General features: G+C 40.2%; 15 protein-coding genes, 1 tRNA gene, 1 other RNA gene and 1 riboswitch. Of the genes, 13 read left to right on the top strand and 4 right to left on the bottom strand.

What is annotated here, in order from left to right:
* Positions 1 to 18 precede the first annotated feature (18 nt).
* A complete protein-coding gene (gene pgeF, locus J500_RS04940; protein WP_004996315.1) occupies positions 19 to 759 on the top strand; it encodes a peptidoglycan editing factor PgeF in 741 nt (246 codons plus the stop codon).
* A 40-nt stretch (positions 760 to 799) separates the two neighbouring features.
* Positions 800 to 1,381 carry a flavodoxin family protein gene (locus tag J500_RS04935; RefSeq protein ID WP_004996317.1) on the top strand — a complete coding sequence of 194 codons (582 nt, stop codon included), beginning with the start codon at positions 800 to 802 and terminating at the stop codon, positions 1,379 to 1,381.
* Positions 1,382 to 1,423: 42 nt separating this feature from the next.
* On the opposite strand, the gene smpB is transcribed toward J500_RS04935, so the two are convergent.
* Positions 1,424 to 1,900, bottom strand: a complete 477-nt coding sequence (gene smpB / locus J500_RS04930; RefSeq protein WP_004990613.1) for an SsrA-binding protein SmpB — start codon at positions 1,898 to 1,900, stop codon at positions 1,424 to 1,426.
* Positions 1,901 to 2,058: 158 nt separating this feature from the next.
* On the opposite strand from smpB, the gene coaD reads away from it, so the two are divergent.
* The 6 genes from coaD (at position 2,059) to J500_RS04905 (ending at position 6,749) form a co-directional block, all read left to right on the top strand.
* Entirely contained in the window at positions 2,059 to 2,550 is a 492-nt protein-coding gene (gene coaD, locus J500_RS04925; protein ID WP_004990612.1) for a pantetheine-phosphate adenylyltransferase, read from the top strand.
* A gap of 1 nt (position 2,551) precedes the next feature.
* Entirely contained in the window at positions 2,552 to 2,815 is a 264-nt protein-coding gene (locus J500_RS04920; protein ID WP_010588836.1) for a YfhL family 4Fe-4S dicluster ferredoxin, read from the top strand.
* 27 nt (positions 2,816 to 2,842) lie between these two features.
* An RNA gene (gene rnpB / locus J500_RS16900) (RNase P RNA component class A) lies at positions 2,843 to 3,198 on the top strand.
* A 62-nt stretch (positions 3,199 to 3,260) separates the two neighbouring features.
* Positions 3,261 to 3,337, top strand: a tRNA-Met gene (locus J500_RS04915).
* A gap of 301 nt (positions 3,338 to 3,638) precedes the next feature.
* Positions 3,639 to 5,924 (top strand): TonB-dependent hemoglobin/transferrin/lactoferrin family receptor, encoded by a 2,286-nt coding sequence (locus tag J500_RS04910; RefSeq protein ID WP_004996319.1) that lies wholly within the window; start codon positions 3,639 to 3,641, stop codon positions 5,922 to 5,924.
* Between the two features lie 33 nt (positions 5,925 to 5,957).
* Positions 5,958 to 6,749 (top strand): hypothetical protein, encoded by a 792-nt coding sequence (locus J500_RS04905; RefSeq protein WP_004996321.1) that lies wholly within the window; start codon positions 5,958 to 5,960, stop codon positions 6,747 to 6,749.
* Between the two features lie 158 nt (positions 6,750 to 6,907).
* Here the strand turns inward: J500_RS04905 and J500_RS04900 are convergent, their stop codons facing one another.
* Complete coding sequence (locus J500_RS04900) at positions 6,908 to 8,302, bottom strand: cobyric acid synthase (RefSeq protein ID WP_034698552.1); 1,395 nt, start codon at positions 8,300 to 8,302, stop codon at positions 6,908 to 6,910.
* Positions 8,303 to 8,642: 340 nt separating this feature from the next.
* Here J500_RS04900 and cysD point away from each other — a divergent pair, with 340 nt between their 5' ends.
* Positions 8,643 to 9,551 carry a sulfate adenylyltransferase subunit CysD gene (gene cysD, locus J500_RS04895; RefSeq protein ID WP_004996326.1) on the top strand — a complete coding sequence of 303 codons (909 nt, stop codon included), beginning with the start codon at positions 8,643 to 8,645 and terminating at the stop codon, positions 9,549 to 9,551.
* Positions 9,552 to 9,622: 71 nt separating this feature from the next.
* Positions 9,623 to 11,236 carry a sulfate adenylyltransferase subunit CysN gene (gene cysN / locus J500_RS04890; RefSeq protein ID WP_004996327.1) on the top strand — a complete coding sequence of 538 codons (1,614 nt, stop codon included), beginning with the start codon at positions 9,623 to 9,625 and terminating at the stop codon, positions 11,234 to 11,236.
* A gap of 60 nt (positions 11,237 to 11,296) precedes the next feature.
* On the opposite strand, the gene J500_RS04885 is transcribed toward cysN, so the two are convergent.
* Both J500_RS04885 and J500_RS17365 read right to left on the bottom strand, forming a co-directional pair.
* Entirely contained in the window at positions 11,297 to 12,637 is a 1,341-nt protein-coding gene (locus tag J500_RS04885) for a CitMHS family transporter (protein ID WP_004996328.1), read from the bottom strand.
* Between the two features lie 197 nt (positions 12,638 to 12,834).
* Entirely contained in the window at positions 12,835 to 13,002 is a 168-nt protein-coding gene (locus J500_RS17365; RefSeq protein WP_155118755.1) for a hypothetical protein, read from the bottom strand.
* Here J500_RS17365 and J500_RS04880 point away from each other — a divergent pair.
* The 3 genes from J500_RS04880 to J500_RS04870 all read left to right on the top strand — a co-directional run bounded on the left by J500_RS04880 (position 13,001) and on the right by J500_RS04870 (position 15,317).
* Positions 13,001 to 13,501 (top strand): hypothetical protein, encoded by a 501-nt coding sequence (locus tag J500_RS04880; protein ID WP_034698540.1) that lies wholly within the window; start codon positions 13,001 to 13,003, stop codon positions 13,499 to 13,501. The two genes, J500_RS17365 and J500_RS04880, sit on opposite strands and share 2 nt — an antisense overlap.
* Positions 13,502 to 13,772: 271 nt before the next feature.
* Positions 13,773 to 13,880, top strand: a riboswitch (guanidine-I (ykkC/yxkD leader).
* 29 nt (positions 13,881 to 13,909) lie between these two features.
* Positions 13,910 to 14,647, top strand: coding sequence for an urea amidolyase associated protein UAAP1 (locus tag J500_RS04875; RefSeq protein ID WP_004996329.1), 738 nt, complete (start codon positions 13,910 to 13,912; stop codon positions 14,645 to 14,647).
* A gap of 13 nt (positions 14,648 to 14,660) precedes the next feature.
* Positions 14,661 to 15,317, top strand: coding sequence for an urea amidolyase associated protein UAAP2 (locus J500_RS04870; protein ID WP_004996330.1), 657 nt, complete (start codon positions 14,661 to 14,663; stop codon positions 15,315 to 15,317).
* Position 15,318 lies beyond the last annotated feature (1 nt).

Genomic DNA, 15,318 nt, shown 5'->3' with positions numbered 1-15,318 from the left:
GATTAAAGGAATCAGTTCATGAATTTTGTGCAGGGTTTACCACAAGGTGTTTATGTGGGACAGACCACCATTCAACATGCTGGGGCGCTGCCAAGTATTCATGCTGGTTTGGCTGGATTTAATCTGGCTTTACATGTCAATGACGATCCTGAGCGCGTTCAGCAGCATCGTATGATATTGCTGAATGAGTTTGCCGAATATGGGGTTAATAAAATCACATGGATGACCCAAACCCATAGCACCATTTGCCACACTGTTAATGAACAAATGACATTTGATGCACTGGTTGGAGATGGGTTAGTCACTCAGACCAAAGGCCATGCGCTGATGATGATGACGGCTGATTGTCTGCCTGTGGTTTTGGGCAATCGGGATGGTACAGAAGTTGCGAATTTACATGCAGGTTGGCGTGGTCTTGCGGGTGGAATAATTGAAAATACCATCGAAGCCATGCAAAGTGGCGCGACATGGGCTTGGCTGGGTGCTGCGATTAGTCAGCCCTGTTTTGAGGTGGGGATTGAGGTCAAGAAAACGTTCTGTGAAAAATACCCAGAATTGGATATGGCTTTTGAACAAGGCAAACAGGATGATAAGTTTTATGCGGATCTTTATGCCATTGCACGTTATATCCTGGAGCAGCATGGAATAGAGTTAATACTCGGCGGCGATCAATGCTCTTACCGTCAACAAGATGAATACTATTCTTATCGGCGTAATGCCAAAACAGGACGCATGGCGACATTCGTTTTTATCCGATAAAAGTGGTAAACTTTCAAAGTACTATCAGTTTGATTGATTTATGTCACTGCTCAAAAAATCACTTTGTATTGTTTATCATAGCCCTTATGGACATACTGCCAAAGTTGCGTCGTATATTGCACAAGGTGCAAAAACCTTAGCTATTGATGTGCATTTAATGTCGATTGAACATATTGACTGGGATGCTCTGGATGCGGCACACGGGATTATTTTCGGGTCTCCCACTTATATGGGAAGCGTTTCGGCTGATTTTAAAAACTTTATGGATAGTACATCTAAGCGTTGGAAAAATCGACTCTGGCAAGGCAAACTTGCCGCTGGATTTGCTAACTCGGGTGGTTTAAGTGGTGATAAACTCGCAGTCCTTCAACAACTCAATATTTTTGCGATGCAGCACGGTATGCTTTGGTCTGGATTGCCATTAATGGCAACGGGTTCTACAGAAACAGATTTAAATCGACTTTCAAGTTGTTTAGGCTTGATGACTCAATCCGATAATGCTCCTGTTGAGATTACCCCGCCTAAAGGTGATCTTGATACTGCCATATGGTTTGGGGAGTATATTGCGGGTGTGCTCTATCGTTTAAATTGTGCAGAGAAAGAAAAAGCCTCCAAAAAGTAAATTCAGAGGCTTTTGTATTCATTTAATTGTTTATACATCAAATTATTTATGCATTAACCTTGCTTTATCACGCTGCCAATCACGGTCTTTTTCAGTCGCACGTTTATCGTGTTGCTGCTTACCTTTCACCAACGCAATTTCCAGTTTGACCAGATGACCTTTCCAGTAACATGCTAAAGGTACACACGAATAACCTTTTTGATTGACTGCACCCATCAATTGTTCAATTTGTCTACGAGACAATAACAATTTACGGGTACGCGTTGCTTCAGGAACGATATGTGTGGATGCAGAAAGTAAAGGTTGAATCTGTGCACCAAACAAATAGGCTTCACTATTTTTAAAAATAATATAACTTTCGGTCAGGCTCATGCGACCTGCACGTAAAGATTTTACTTCCCAACCTAGCAGCGCAATACCTGCTTCAAATTTTTCTTCAATAAAATAATCGTGGCGCGCGCGTTTATTCTGCGCAATGGTGCCGCCGTTATTTTTCTTCACTACTACTGCTTTCGCCATAATCTTAAAAATTCCAAAGTTAAGCTATTGTGCCTGAAACAGTGACAGAGGTGAAGTTTTTTCATTTTAATCAGGTGGCTTATTGATACGATGTCTTCGCTAAGAAATCAAGATTTGCTAGAATACAACTCTCAGAAAATAAACTAGAGTAAAAATGGATGACTAAAGCACGTGTTATCTATCCAGGTACATTTGACCCAATCACCAATGGACATATTGATTTGGTCACTCGCGCCTCACGAATGTTTGATGAAGTTGTGGTCGCCATTGCGATTGGACATCATAAGAACCCTGTCTTTAGTTTAGAAGAGCGTGTGGCGTTGGCCAAAGCCTCTTTAAGCCATTTACCCAATGTTGAGTTTGTTGGATTTGATGGCTTACTGGTCAATTTTTTTCGCGAACAAAATGCAACAGCAGTATTACGAGGTTTACGCGCTGTATCTGATTTTGAATACGAATTTCAATTGGCGAATATGAACCGTCAATTAGATTCACATTTTGAAGCCGTGTTTTTAACCCCGTCTGAACAATATTCCTTTATTTCATCGACTTTAGTTCGTGAAATTGCGCGTTTAAGAGGAGATGTCGCCAAGTTTGTCCCGCAAGCTGTGGTGGAAGCCTTCGAACGCAAACATCAACAAGGTTGGTAGAGTGTCACTCATTATTACTGATGAATGCATCAATTGCGATGTCTGTGAACCCGTATGCCCCAACGAGGCAATTTTTATGGGCGACGTGATTTACGAGATTCATCCAGATCTGTGTACTGAATGTGTGGGACATTTTGATGAACCGCAATGTCAGTTATTTTGCCCTGTTGATTGCATTCCTAAAGATCCTGACCATGTTGAAACACATGGGGAGCTTTTGCAAAAGTATCAAAAACTAATTGATCAAAAAAGCACAAGCAATTAATCCAAATCTTTGCTACTATGCGCTCCTGAAGTGGACTGGACGGTCGCTGCTGTGGAGGTCTTCGTGACTGAAGCAGGGGAGGAAAGTCCGGGCTTCATAGGGCAGGGTGCCAGGTAACGCCTGGGCGGCGAAAGTCGACGGAAAGTGCAGCAGAGAGTAGACCGCCTCATTCGTGAGGTAAGGGTGAAAGGGTGCGGTAAGAGCGCACCGCGTGTCTGGTAACAGTTCACGGCATGGTAAACCCCACCAGAAGCAAGACCAAATAGGAATCCTGAGGTACGGCCCGTACTGGATTCGGGTAGGTCGCTTGAGCGTATGAGTGATTGTACGCCTAGAGGAATGATCGTCCTCGACAGAACCCGGCTTACAGGTCCACTTCACTAATTTTATGAAAAATTTGCTTGACGTATCTCAGATAACTTTGGATAATGCGCGCACAGTTTTCGGCTATGTAGCTCAGTTGGTTAGAGCACAGCACTCATAATGCTGGGGTCACAGGTTCAAGTCCCGTCATAGCCACCATTTAACAGACCATGCTCCTGCATGGTCTTTTTTTATGTCAATTTTCTTGGTTTATGTGAAAATTATTCAAATAATATTTATGGCGATCTTTTAAGTCATTGAATCTATAAATGCTTGTAAATTAATCAGGATGTCAATTTTCTGTAATTTTTTTGTAGCAAATATTATTACTTTTGATTATCATTCTCATTTAAGTCTATTCATTCTTTATTTCTCCTGCAATTTATCAGGACTAAAACTGCATAAATTAATTTATTGAATAGTAATCATTATCTTTAGTTTTATCATTTATTGGTGGGTTATGTCTCGTCCTCAGAATCAGTTCACGTCCATAAATAAGGTCAATCCGCAAATTCGATTGAAACCGCACTATTTAGCGGTATGTCTTGGCATGTTGATGGTGCCAGTCTCCACGAGTCTCTTGGCGGCAGAAGAAAGTAAAACGGCTGATTCAAATCACTATACTAAGCTTTCTGTTATTACGGTGTATGCCGAAAAGGAAGATAACGTTCCATCTTCTGTGACGAGCATTAGTCGAGATAATTTAGATCGAACAGGTGCAACAGATATGGCCAGTATTGTGAAATATTTGCCTTTGGTGAGTGCGCCATTTGCAGCCAATGGGGCGAGTGCTTTTTATGCAGGCTCAGGTACCAGTAGTTATAACATTCGTGGGATTGATGGTAATCGGGTAGGGCTAGATGTTGATGGTATTGATATCGCAGATTCAACTGTTGCGACTTGGACAGGTGCAAGTATGCGAAATAGTGCTGCGGGACGTGACTATATTGATCCTGAAATGTTTCAAACAGTGAATATCCAATCAGGTACAACGGGTGCTTCAACAGACGGGATTGGTGGACGTGTTTCATTCAAGACTAAATCACCTGAAGATTATCTGATAGATGGGAAAAATGTAGCTGCTACTGCGAAAGCGGGTTATAGCTCGGCAGATGAAGCGTGGTTAAGTTCGGTTACAGGTGCTGTTGGAAATGATACGCTTAAAGCATTGATTGCTTATGCGCATCGTGATGGTAAAGAAATTCAAGGTAATTCTGATACCAAACAATTTCCTGCTGACTGGAAATCTGATGCTATTTTAGGTCGTATCATCTGGGACATTAATCAACAGCATCAATTGGGTTTTACCGCGGATTATTATAAAAAGAAAAATGATATTAGTAAGATGGATGGTTCTACCTATACGGGGATCACCTATGGAGATGGTACACAAAACCAGAATATTGAACGCGAACAATACAGTCTGGATTATCGATTTAAGCCAAGTAACTTTAGTTTATTCGATCAGTTGAAAGCCAAAGCTTGGTATCAGGAATCACATAATGATACCCGTACGGGCTATAAAGCTGCGACTTATTATCGTGATGTTAATAATACCTTTAAAGAAGAAAATACGGGCATCAAACTCGATGCCGAAAAATATCTTGGTGTGCATCATTTTGAATATGGTCTGTTAGTAGATCAAAAGAAATATTCAAGTGATCGTAAAGAATTGCGTAATGGCGCTCCAACCGCATCAACTTTATATCAGGGAAGTTATTTGTCTGATTCTAAAGTCAATCGTTACGCTGCCTATGTGTCAGATAGCATGACCTTTGATGTGTTCGATCGTGCTTTAAGATTGACCCCGTCTTTACGTGCAGAACGCCAAGAAATTAAACCAGAGAATTCAAATTATTCAGGTTTTTCTGCTAAAGATTTTAATTATTTATCGCCAGGATTGTCACTGAGTTATCAGTTAACGCCTTACAATTATACTTATGCCAAATACACTCGTGGTACACGTGTTCCAAGTGCAACAGAGTTAGGCAGTTATTTCCAGACCACGTCTACCAATTCATATTATTTGGCGGGTAACTCAAATTTAGACAAAGAAACCAGTGATGCATTTGAGATAGGGCTAAGAAATGATTCGATTGAAGGGATAAAACTGGATTTAACTGGGTTTTATACCAAATATGATAATTTCATTGATTATAAATCTTTACCAGCATCTGAATGTACCGTTTCAGGCGTGTTTTTATGTTATGAAGCAGAAAATCTGGCACAAGCTGCAATTTGGGGCGGGGAGCTTTCTACACGTGTAGATCTTGAACATTTTATTCATGATGCAGATGGTTTTAGTGTAGCTTTGGTTGCAGGTAAAACCAGAGGCCGCGCCAAAGATAACGATGGCAAAAAGAGTGGGGTAAACTCTGTTACTCCTGCAAAAGCCAGTCTAACACTTGCTTATGATGATCCTGAGCATGTCTACGGTCTTGGGTTTACAACGACTGCTGTGGATAGTAAAACCGCATCGCAGGATGTGAGTACCTATTCAACCAACTCAAACTATATTCCTGTGAAAGGCTATACCGTATTTGATTTGTCCGCTTATTGGAACGTCAATAAAAATATGAAATTCAATGTCTCTTTAAATAATATTTTTGACAAAACCTATTGGAATTATTCAAGTGTAGGCACATTAAATACCGCGACTAGTACCAGTGGAAGCATTAATGCGTTGCGTGATCGTTCTGCCGAGGCAGGCCGTAATGTGGTCGCAAGTGTTGAATTTAAATATTAATTATTATCAGAGATTGTATAGGACATTATCATCATGAAACACATTAAATTTACGCTCTTGGCTTGCAGCCTTTTTAGCTCATTTGTAATGGCCGCGCCAGATCACCAGATCGAAGCACAGGCTTATGGCCTTTATGCGTTGTACCATCCACAGGATAAAAACCCAAACAACGCAACCTTTGTTAAAAACTACGCAGCTGACTATGCAGATTTATTTAAAACCCAAAAACAAGTGAATCAACAACAATATGTGCAGTATGAACAAGCCAGACTGGAGCCTGTATTAAAGCAGCGCCGTGAGATGTCGTTGAAACAGGCACATGTTCGTTTTGGTGTATTAAATACCAATAAAGACGACAAAATTACCTTAAAGGAATATCAGGAAATTGGCCTTAAAACCTTTAATCAATTTGATAAAAATCAGGATGGTATTATTACTGCCGAAGATGCCAAGAACGAAGCCACCGCAACAGGGACACACGATGGCTTTAAAGTAAAATCTCCGTTGTCGATGCCAATGGCAGCGAATGTGCATGAGTTTATTCAAATGTATGCCAATAACAATAAAAACTATGTGACCTTAGGCGACTATTTAACCCATCGTGACCAACAATTTTTCTTAACAGATAGCAATAAAGATCTCAGCCTATCTGAGGATGAATATGTGGGTGAATTTACTCAACGTTATGATGAGCATTTGGCTCAGGCACGTAAACAATATAACGAGATTTTTAATCAGCAATTCCAAAATATCAGTCATGGCAAAACCACAATTCAGGACAAAGATATTCAAACTTTTGCAGCTCGTGTATTGAAAGGAATTTAACTGAAAATATCATCTTGTGATGTTTTGATAGAATCAATGCTTGGCCGTTTTTGTAGATTAGTTTAAGCAAAAACGGTCAAAAAATTGTGGTGTAGATAAAATTAAAATGAATCAAAATAAAAAAAGATAAATAGAAGAACTGGAACGTAAAAATCGAATTACTCTTGAATCGCATCCAAAATTAAATTGACGTTTAAACGATCACGGCATTGTCCGACAAAATTTTCAATTTTCTCAGTTTTATATTGTTGGAAATCAAAACCCTGATAATCAGTACAAATTGAAGCTAAGTATTGCGTCCGAAACGCATTGTGATCAAAGATTTGATGAATAAACGTGCCCTGAATATGTTGATCTTGAAAATACAGCGGGTATTTTGAGCTTATCCCATGATGCATTTCAAATCCTTCAATCTGCATACCAAAAATTGGATAGGACTGTTTGCTTAGAATTTTATCTTGAGCGAAGTGAATATCATCATTTATCAAGCCTAGACCTGTCGCGACGGTTGGTTGTGGGTTTTCAATCTGATGAGGATCATGTAGTTGTTGAAATAACATTTCATAACCGCCGCAAATGGCAAAAATCGCTTTTGTGCGTTGTTGTAGTTGTTCAAATAAGCCATTTTGTTTTAACCAGTTTAAATCCTGAATCACTAATTTTGAGCCCGGAAGTATCACCACATCAAAACGTTCTAAAGAAATCGGGCTATGAATAAATTCCAGTAAAACCTCATCATCGGCAATCAAGGGTTCAAAGTCGTTATAATTACTCATATAAGGATAGGCAATGACGCCAATCGAGATTTTATGCTGACCAGATTGCTGTACGAAATTTTGCAGACTGGCATTGTCTTCAAACCCAAGATTAAACGGCATATAGGGCAAAACGCCCAAAACTGGAATTTTAAATTGTTCCTGAATAATATCGATGCCCGCATCAAATAAAGACAAATCACCACAAAATTTATTGACGATCACACCAATGACGTTGTTACGTAGGTGAGCGGGAAGTAAGTTATACGTTCCCCAGATTGAAGCAAATACGCCACCTTTTTCGATGTCAGCGATTAAAATAATTTTGGTTTGATAGGTTTCAGCAATAAAAATATTAGAAAGATCTTTGTCCATTAAGTTAAGTTCGACTGGACTGCCTGCACCTTCTGCCACCACGCAATCATAACGGTCAGCCAGATAATCAAAACAGCGTTGTACCGCAGGTTTGAGTTGATCCAGATCGCGGTAATAGTCGAGTACATGCTGCTGTGAAATAACTTTGCCTTCCACGATGACCGAAGCACGACCATTTGAGCCAGATTTGAGTAATACAGGATTAAGGTGATACGAAGTTGCAATACCCAGAACTTCAGCCTGAAACGACTGGGCAATCGCAATTTCACTGCCATCATCACAAACCCGTGCATTATTTGAGACATTTTGTGCTTTAAAGGGCGCAACCCGTAAACCTGTATCTTGTAAGATTTTGGCAATCACAAAGGTCATGGTGGATTTTCCAGCATCGCTAGAAGTTCCAAAAATTGAAATATGTCTCATGCTGATATGCTTATCAATAAAATCGGGTAGGCAGAAAGGGGTAGCTACGGCATAATACGTTATTTTTACGATCAACGTAGTGGTCAAATGCAGGCTACACTGTATGTTTTGTATATGATTAAATCAGATATACATATGAAAAAACATGCAAAGTAAGTATTGTTTAAATCACTATAATGAATATCTATTTCCAGATCTAGCATAAGGCCAATCTGGAGAGTTATGTCGAATTTTCAATTTGGAGTTGTTATGGCACTCGTTCCTCCATATGGTGGCGCAAGTTGTGACGAAAAACTACTTGGCGGCTTAATGATTAAAACGGACTGGAAAGGAGATGCACATGACTGAAGATAGATTAACCCATCTCAAGCAGCTTGAAGCTGAAAGTATTCATATTATTCGTGAAGTTGCAGCCGAATTTGAAAACCCAGTGATGCTTTACTCGATTGGTAAAGATTCTGCGGTGATGCTGCATCTAGCACTGAAAGCCTTCTATCCTGCAAAACTTCCATTTCCTTTATTACATGTGGATACAGGCTGGAAATTTAAGGACATGATTGCCTTTCGTGACAATATGGCTAAAACCCATGGCTTTGATTTGATCGTGCATCAGAACAAAGAAGGTCGTGACGCGGGCATTAATCCATTCGATCATGGTAGCTCGAAATATACCGACATTATGAAAACTCAAGGCTTAAAGCAAGCGTTGGACAAGTATCAGTTTGATGCGGCTTTTGGTGGTGCGCGTCGTGATGAAGAAAAATCACGTGCTAAAGAACGTGTTTATTCATTCCGTGATAGTAAGCATCGTTGGGATCCTAAAAATCAGCGTCCAGAGCTTTGGAATCTTTACAATGGTAAAGTAAACAAGGGCGAAAGTATCCGCGTATTCCCATTGTCAAACTGGACTGAACTGGATATCTGGCAGTATATCTATTTAGAAAATATTCAAATCGTTCCTCTTTATTTCTCTGCGGTTCGTCCTGTGGTTGAGCGTAGTGGTACGCTGATCATGGTCGATGACGATCGTATGCGTTTAAAAGAAGGTGAAGTTCCACAAATGAAATCAGTACGTTTCCGTACGCTCGGCTGTTACCCATTAACGGGTGCGGTGGAATCTGAGGCAGATACCTTGCCTGAGATTATTCAGGAAATGCTTTTGGCCACAAGTTCTGAACGTCAGGGTCGTATGATTGACCATGATGAAGCGGGCTCAATGGAAAAGAAAAAGCAGGAAGGTTATTTCTAATAAATCTCCCCCAACCCCTCTTAAAAAGAGGGGAGCTTAGGAAAAGATTTCAGAATTTGTGGAGTTAGAGCATGTCTCATCAGTCAGATCTTATTAGTCAGGACATTCTGGCGTACTTAAAACAACATGAGCAAAAAGACTTATTGCGCTTTTTGACTTGTGGTAATGTCGATGATGGTAAAAGTACCCTTATTGGGCGTTTGCTTTACGATTCAAAATTGATTTATGAAGATCAATTGCAGGCGGTGACCCGCGACAGTAAGAAAGTCGGTACGACAGGCGAAGCACCTGATTTGGCGTTACTTGTCGATGGTTTACAAGCTGAACGTGAGCAGGGCATTACGATTGATGTCGCGTATCGTTATTTCTCTACAGAAAAGCGTAAGTTCATTATTGCTGATACCCCGGGACATGAGCAATATACGCGTAACATGGCCACTGGTGCATCAACAGCAGACCTCGCGATTATCCTGATCGATGCCCGTTATGGTGTTCAAACTCAAACCCGTCGTCATACTTTTATTGCCAGCTTATTGGGTATTAAAAATATCGTCGTTGCCATTAATAAAATGGACTTGGTTGAGTTTTCTGAAACGCGTTTCAACGAAATTCAGGTTGAATACGATGCTTTTGTCAGCCAGTTGGGTGATCGCCGTCCAGAGAATATTTTATTTGTCCCAATTTCAGCTTTGAATGGCGATAATGTCGTTAACCCATCGGAAAGTACGCCGTGGTACAAGGGTCAAACCTTGATGAACATTTTGGAATCTGTGGAAATTAAACGCGAATCGAATAAACACGAATTCCGTTTCCCTGTTCAATATGTAAATCGTCCAAATCTGGATTTCCGTGGTTTTGCAGGAACAATTGCACTCGGTGAAATCAATGTAGGCGATGAAATTGTTGCATTGCCATCGGGTAAAAAATCGACGGTCAAAGAGATTGTGACTTTTGATGGCAATCTTGAACAGGCGATTGCAGGTCAAGCCGTTACCTTGACGTTAAATGACGAAATTGATATTTCTCGTGGGAACATTTTAGTCCGTGCTGGTGAACAACCGCTGATTTCACGTAGTGTACGTGCCTCTGTGGTGTGGATGACTGAGCATCCTTTAGTCAAAGGTAAGCTGTACAATGTCAAAATTGGTACACAGACTGTTCCTGCCAAAGTGACTGAAATTCATTATCGTGTCAATGTGAATACCCTTGAGCATACTCAAGTGGAAGAGCTTGAGCTGAATGCAATTGCAGATGTAACAGTCGAGTTTGATGCACCAGTGGTCTTTGATCGTTATCAAGATTCCCGCTATACAGGTTCTTTCATCTTTATTGACCGTTTAAGCAATGTAACGGTTGGTGCTGGTATGGTTGAAGCTGCGGTGGAATGGACTGCGAGCAACAATCCTGTGACTGCCGAAGACCGTGCAGCGCGTTTGGGTCAAAAACCTGCGGTGATTGGTGTTTCAGCGAAAATCCTTGAAAAAGCACAAGCACTTGAAAGCTTGCTGATTCAGCAAGGCGTTGTGGCGATTTCCAAATCAGATTTGACTGCTGATCAAATCAACTTACTTCGTGAAACGGGTATTGTGGTGATTACAACCGTTACAGAAGCGTCAGATGCAGATGTTACGGCTGAGACTGTAGAAGAAGTAGTCAATCAGGTAGTGGAATTGGTTCGTTTGTAATCGACCTGATAAAAAAAACCTCCTAAATTTAGGAGGTTTTTTTATGGCCTAAGCTTTTACTTAAATCATACTGACCAATGGAAAAACACCAAAAACTAAGGCACTTCCCATCAGAACACAACAGGTCATAAATGCCCATTTCAATGTGAATTTTTGATGGTCTGCAAACTCAACAGCTGCTAAACCGCAAAGTAAATAGGTGGATGGCACCAATGGAGAAAGTAAATGAATCGGTTGACCAATAATCGACGCACGTGCGATTTCCACAGGCTCAATGCCATATTGGGTCGCTGCTTCAGCCAAAATAGGTAAAACTCCAAAATAAAAAGCATCATTCGACATAAAAAAGGTTAAAGGCATGCTGAGAGCGCCTGTAATGGGTGCCATATATGGCCCCATACTTGCAGGAATAAGTGCCACAAACTGTTTTGACATGGATTCGACCATACCTGTTCCAGTTAAAATTCCTGTGAAAACCCCAGCCGCAAAAATAACACCGACCACTGCAAGTACACTATCTGCATGAGTTGCAATTCGCTTTTTCTGCATTTGTAGGCATGGGTAGTTGACTACCAGTGCAATACAAAAGCCGAGCATAAACAGAATTGGCATTGGTAAAATTCCTTTGACTAAGGCAGCCATGAGTACCAGTGTCAAAATGCCGTTAAACCAACGCAAATGCGGACGCTGTGCATCAGGATCCTTTGAAATGGTCAAGTTGTCTGCATGACTAATATCATCAATGCTAATCACACCTAAGCGTTTGCGTTCGTACTTTCCATATAGATAAGCAAGGAAAAATAACCAAATAATTGCTACAAGCATCGAAGGAATCATGGGGATAAACACATGGCTGGCATCAACTTGCAAAGCGCTCGCTGCACGTGCAGTGGGGCCGCCCCAAGGGGTAAGATTCATCACACCGCTCGATAGAAGCATTAGACAGGTCATCACCAGTGGATTCATGCCAATACGCTTATAAAGTGGCATCATCGCTGCGACACAGATCATATAAGTGGTGGAACCGTCACCATCTAAAGAAACAGTTAACGTTAAAAAAACAGTACCTAATGTAATTTTAAGCGGGTCGCCTTTGACCATTTTCAAAATCCACTTGATGGATGGGTCAAATAAACCCGAATCGATCATTAAGGCAAAATACATAATGGCAAAAAGTAGCATGACGCCTGTTGGTGCGAGTTTTTTGATGCCTTCCAGCATATTCTCGCCTAACATTGTCACTTCGATATGACTTAAGCTCTCAATATGAAAACCAAGTCCCCAACCGATCAGAGCAAAAATAACAGGAATGAGAATAAGTGCTACCAAAGCACTGAGACGTTTAGTCATGATCAAATACATAAAACACATGATCATGCTAATACCTAAAAAAGTAAGCATGTACGCAATCCTTAGCCCAAGAAATTATTATTTATGAAAGTGTTCATATACTTTGAACACAGGATATATTTATTGATTTTTCTAAAAAATGCAATTAATTAATCTATCGTTAAGATTAAAGTTAAGAAATAATTTTCTATTTTTTAAAACTATATTTTTTAAAGCTATTTCTGCACTTTTGTAGGGCATTTCGGTTTTTATAACGTCACACTTTTTGGTTCTGAATGATGAACATCAGCATTTAACGTATGCAAATACGATATAAAAAAGCGTGCATTAATGGGATAATTTTCATTGAGTTTTAATTCTGCTTTGACATCGCTTTTATGCGACAATAGTTCTTTCATTTTTGCAGAGACTTCCATGACCGACCAATCTCCTGAATCTTTAACGGATATCGAAATTTTAGATATTTTACAGTCAATGAAAAAAGATGAGCTTGATGTTGAAGCGAAAGAGATTATCCGTAATGGGGGCAAAGCGGGTCGACAAGAAGCACATAAACAAGCACTTGTAGCTTTAAACCATAGTTTTGAAGAAAAATTTGTAGAGGCTGTGACGCTGGCATTGGGATTGAACCCTGCACAAGCAAAGAAAATTCGTTATAAGAAAGACCGTATTCGTATTTTGAAAGCACGTGGTATAGATTATATGGCGATTGATGGTGCCGAAACAGCACAGGTTTTAGCACAAATCGCAAAAGCCATTACTCGTGAAGATGCGATTGTCACCAAAGACTTGCATAATATTTTCCCGTTCTGGAAAGAAGGCTGGCCGATGGTGCAATTTGATAGTGCTTACAAAATTTTGTCAGAAGATATTCAGTTGCATTATCAAGCTTTGCTTGATGCGTTACTCAAATAATTCAGATCATACTGTAATCTAAAAGTTTGTTCATTTGATCATAATGATGCCTCTTCATGAGGCATTTTTTCTATCTGTTTTATTCTCCATGCCACCGTGAGTTCGTTGCTGTTTAAATCTGAATCATGGTCTAGAGCTATATCTTTGTAGAAAAATTTTAATTTAATCAATTGTTTTATAAAAGGAATAGTCATTTTTAAATATTGGTATTACAAAATAATAAAAAAGTATTACTCATTTGGCATGTGCTTTGCTTCTTGTTTATCAACATACAAAAGTGATCTAGGGTTCCGATGTTGAAGATTGAACAATTCAACATGACTGGTCCGAGAGATGACGGTTCGTAAGAACTACACGGAGGGACAAAAGCCCGGGAGATTGGTTGAATTAATCCGATCAGGAGTTGTTATGAACACTGTACATTATCATGATAATCAAATGCTCTGGGATGAGCGATTACCAGCGAATCATCATTGGTCAGGACGTTTACAAAAGGGCTCGGTTTTACAAGTCACTTCATTAGGGAACAATGCAAATTTATCGTTATACCTGGTAAATGCATTAGAAAAACTAGAACGCTTTAATATGCCAGACAGTTTGAAAGCACAGCACAGCGCATTTTTGAGTCAGGGACATGTCTTGTATTCCGACTTAGGGCGAGTCATGGCTTCGATTGTTCGTGATGATCATGGCTGGAATGATGTGCTTTGTGGTCCAAGTACAGCTGAACAGATTGAGCAGCATTATGGTATTCAGACTTTTCAGGATGCACGTAATCAGATGTATCAAAATGGTCTGGACAGTTTATTGGTTGAAATGACCAAGTTCGGTCTGGCTCAACAAGATTTAACCGCCACCTTGAATTTATTTTCCAAAGTGATTCCAAATCAGGCTGGAGAATTGTCCTATGTAAAAACTGACAATCATCAACTGGTCATTGAATTACGTTTTGAGATGGATTGTCTGGTTTTTCTTTCAAATACACCGCATGGTCTGGATGCGTCACACATTTATCAAACTGCCGATCTTGAACTCAAATTGTTTAAAGCGCGACCTCTGGCTGAACAAGACATTTGCCGCGATTCCTGCCCGCAAAATCAGCGCGGATTTCAAAACAATGCACGCTATTTTGCAGCTTCAGTATAAGGGAGAATTTGACATGACAGCTTTGGCAAAATTAGAAAATACCGTGTTAAGTGAGATTTGCCCAGCGGGTGAAGCATGGATGGGTGAAGTTAAAAAAGGGCAGTATTTTCGTATTGTGGACTTGGAAGGCAATCAAGCGGTGGATACGCTGTTCATTAGCGCAGAAAATCCTGATGAGCGTTATAGTGCCACGGATACGCTTGCCAAAAATAAGCAGATTTATCTGGAAAAAGGCTCGATTCTATATACCAATCATGGACGTCCAATCGCCACCATTCATGATGATAACTGTGGTCGTCACGATACTTTAGGCGGCGCATGTTCTTGTGAAAGTAATACCGTGCGTTATGCACATGATAAATATCCAATGCATAGCTGCCGTAATAATTTCATGTATGCACTGGCCAAGCATCCGATTGCCCTGAAACACGCGCTCAATGTGCGTCATATTGGACCCAATATTAATTTCTTTATGAATGTACCAGTGACCCCAGAAGGCCATTTGATGTTTGACGATGGAATTTCGGCGCCAGGTAAATATGTGGAAATTAAAGCAGAGATGGATTTGATTGTTCTGATTTCAAATTGTCCGCAATTAAATAATCCATGCAATGCCTATAACCCGACTCAAATTCAGTTGCTTGTACGCGAAGAAGCGGGAGAGGTCTGAT

It is taken from the genome of Acinetobacter sp. 479375, assembly GCF_000581715.1.
GTDB lineage: Bacteria > Pseudomonadota > Gammaproteobacteria > Pseudomonadales > Moraxellaceae > Acinetobacter > Acinetobacter ursingii.
Note: the sequence above shows the minus strand (reverse complement) of the source record. Positions and strands in the feature narration are given on the sequence as shown.

Excerpts from the sequence above, each read along its gene's own strand:
- J500_RS04900 (WP_034698552.1), bottom strand. The coding sequence starts at position 8,302 with ATGAGACATATTTCAATTTTTGGAACTTCTAGCGATGCTGGAAAATCC.
- J500_RS04870 (WP_004996330.1), top strand. The coding sequence starts at position 14,661 with ATGACAGCTTTGGCAAAATTAGAAAATACCGTGTTAAGTGAGATTTGC.
- coaD (WP_004990612.1), top strand. The coding sequence starts at position 2,059 with ATGACTAAAGCACGTGTTATCTATCCAGGTACATTTGACCCAATCACC.
- cysD (WP_004996326.1), top strand. The coding sequence starts at position 8,643 with ATGACTGAAGATAGATTAACCCATCTCAAGCAGCTTGAAGCTGAAAGT.
- J500_RS04880 (WP_034698540.1), top strand. The coding sequence starts at position 13,001 with ATGACCGACCAATCTCCTGAATCTTTAACGGATATCGAAATTTTAGAT.
- J500_RS04910 (WP_004996319.1), top strand. The coding sequence starts at position 3,639 with ATGTCTCGTCCTCAGAATCAGTTCACGTCCATAAATAAGGTCAATCCG.
- J500_RS04875 (WP_004996329.1), top strand. The coding sequence starts at position 13,910 with ATGAACACTGTACATTATCATGATAATCAAATGCTCTGGGATGAGCGA.
- cysN (WP_004996327.1), top strand. The coding sequence starts at position 9,623 with ATGTCTCATCAGTCAGATCTTATTAGTCAGGACATTCTGGCGTACTTA.
- J500_RS04885 (WP_004996328.1), bottom strand. The coding sequence starts at position 12,637 with ATGCTTACTTTTTTAGGTATTAGCATGATCATGTGTTTTATGTATTTG.
- smpB (WP_004990613.1), bottom strand. The coding sequence starts at position 1,900 with ATGGCGAAAGCAGTAGTAGTGAAGAAAAATAACGGCGGCACCATTGCG.
- pgeF (WP_004996315.1), top strand. The coding sequence starts at position 19 with ATGAATTTTGTGCAGGGTTTACCACAAGGTGTTTATGTGGGACAGACC.
- J500_RS17365 (WP_155118755.1), bottom strand. The coding sequence starts at position 13,002 with ATGGAAGTCTCTGCAAAAATGAAAGAACTATTGTCGCATAAAAGCGAT.
- J500_RS04935 (WP_004996317.1), top strand. The coding sequence starts at position 800 with ATGTCACTGCTCAAAAAATCACTTTGTATTGTTTATCATAGCCCTTAT.
- J500_RS04905 (WP_004996321.1), top strand. The coding sequence starts at position 5,958 with ATGAAACACATTAAATTTACGCTCTTGGCTTGCAGCCTTTTTAGCTCA.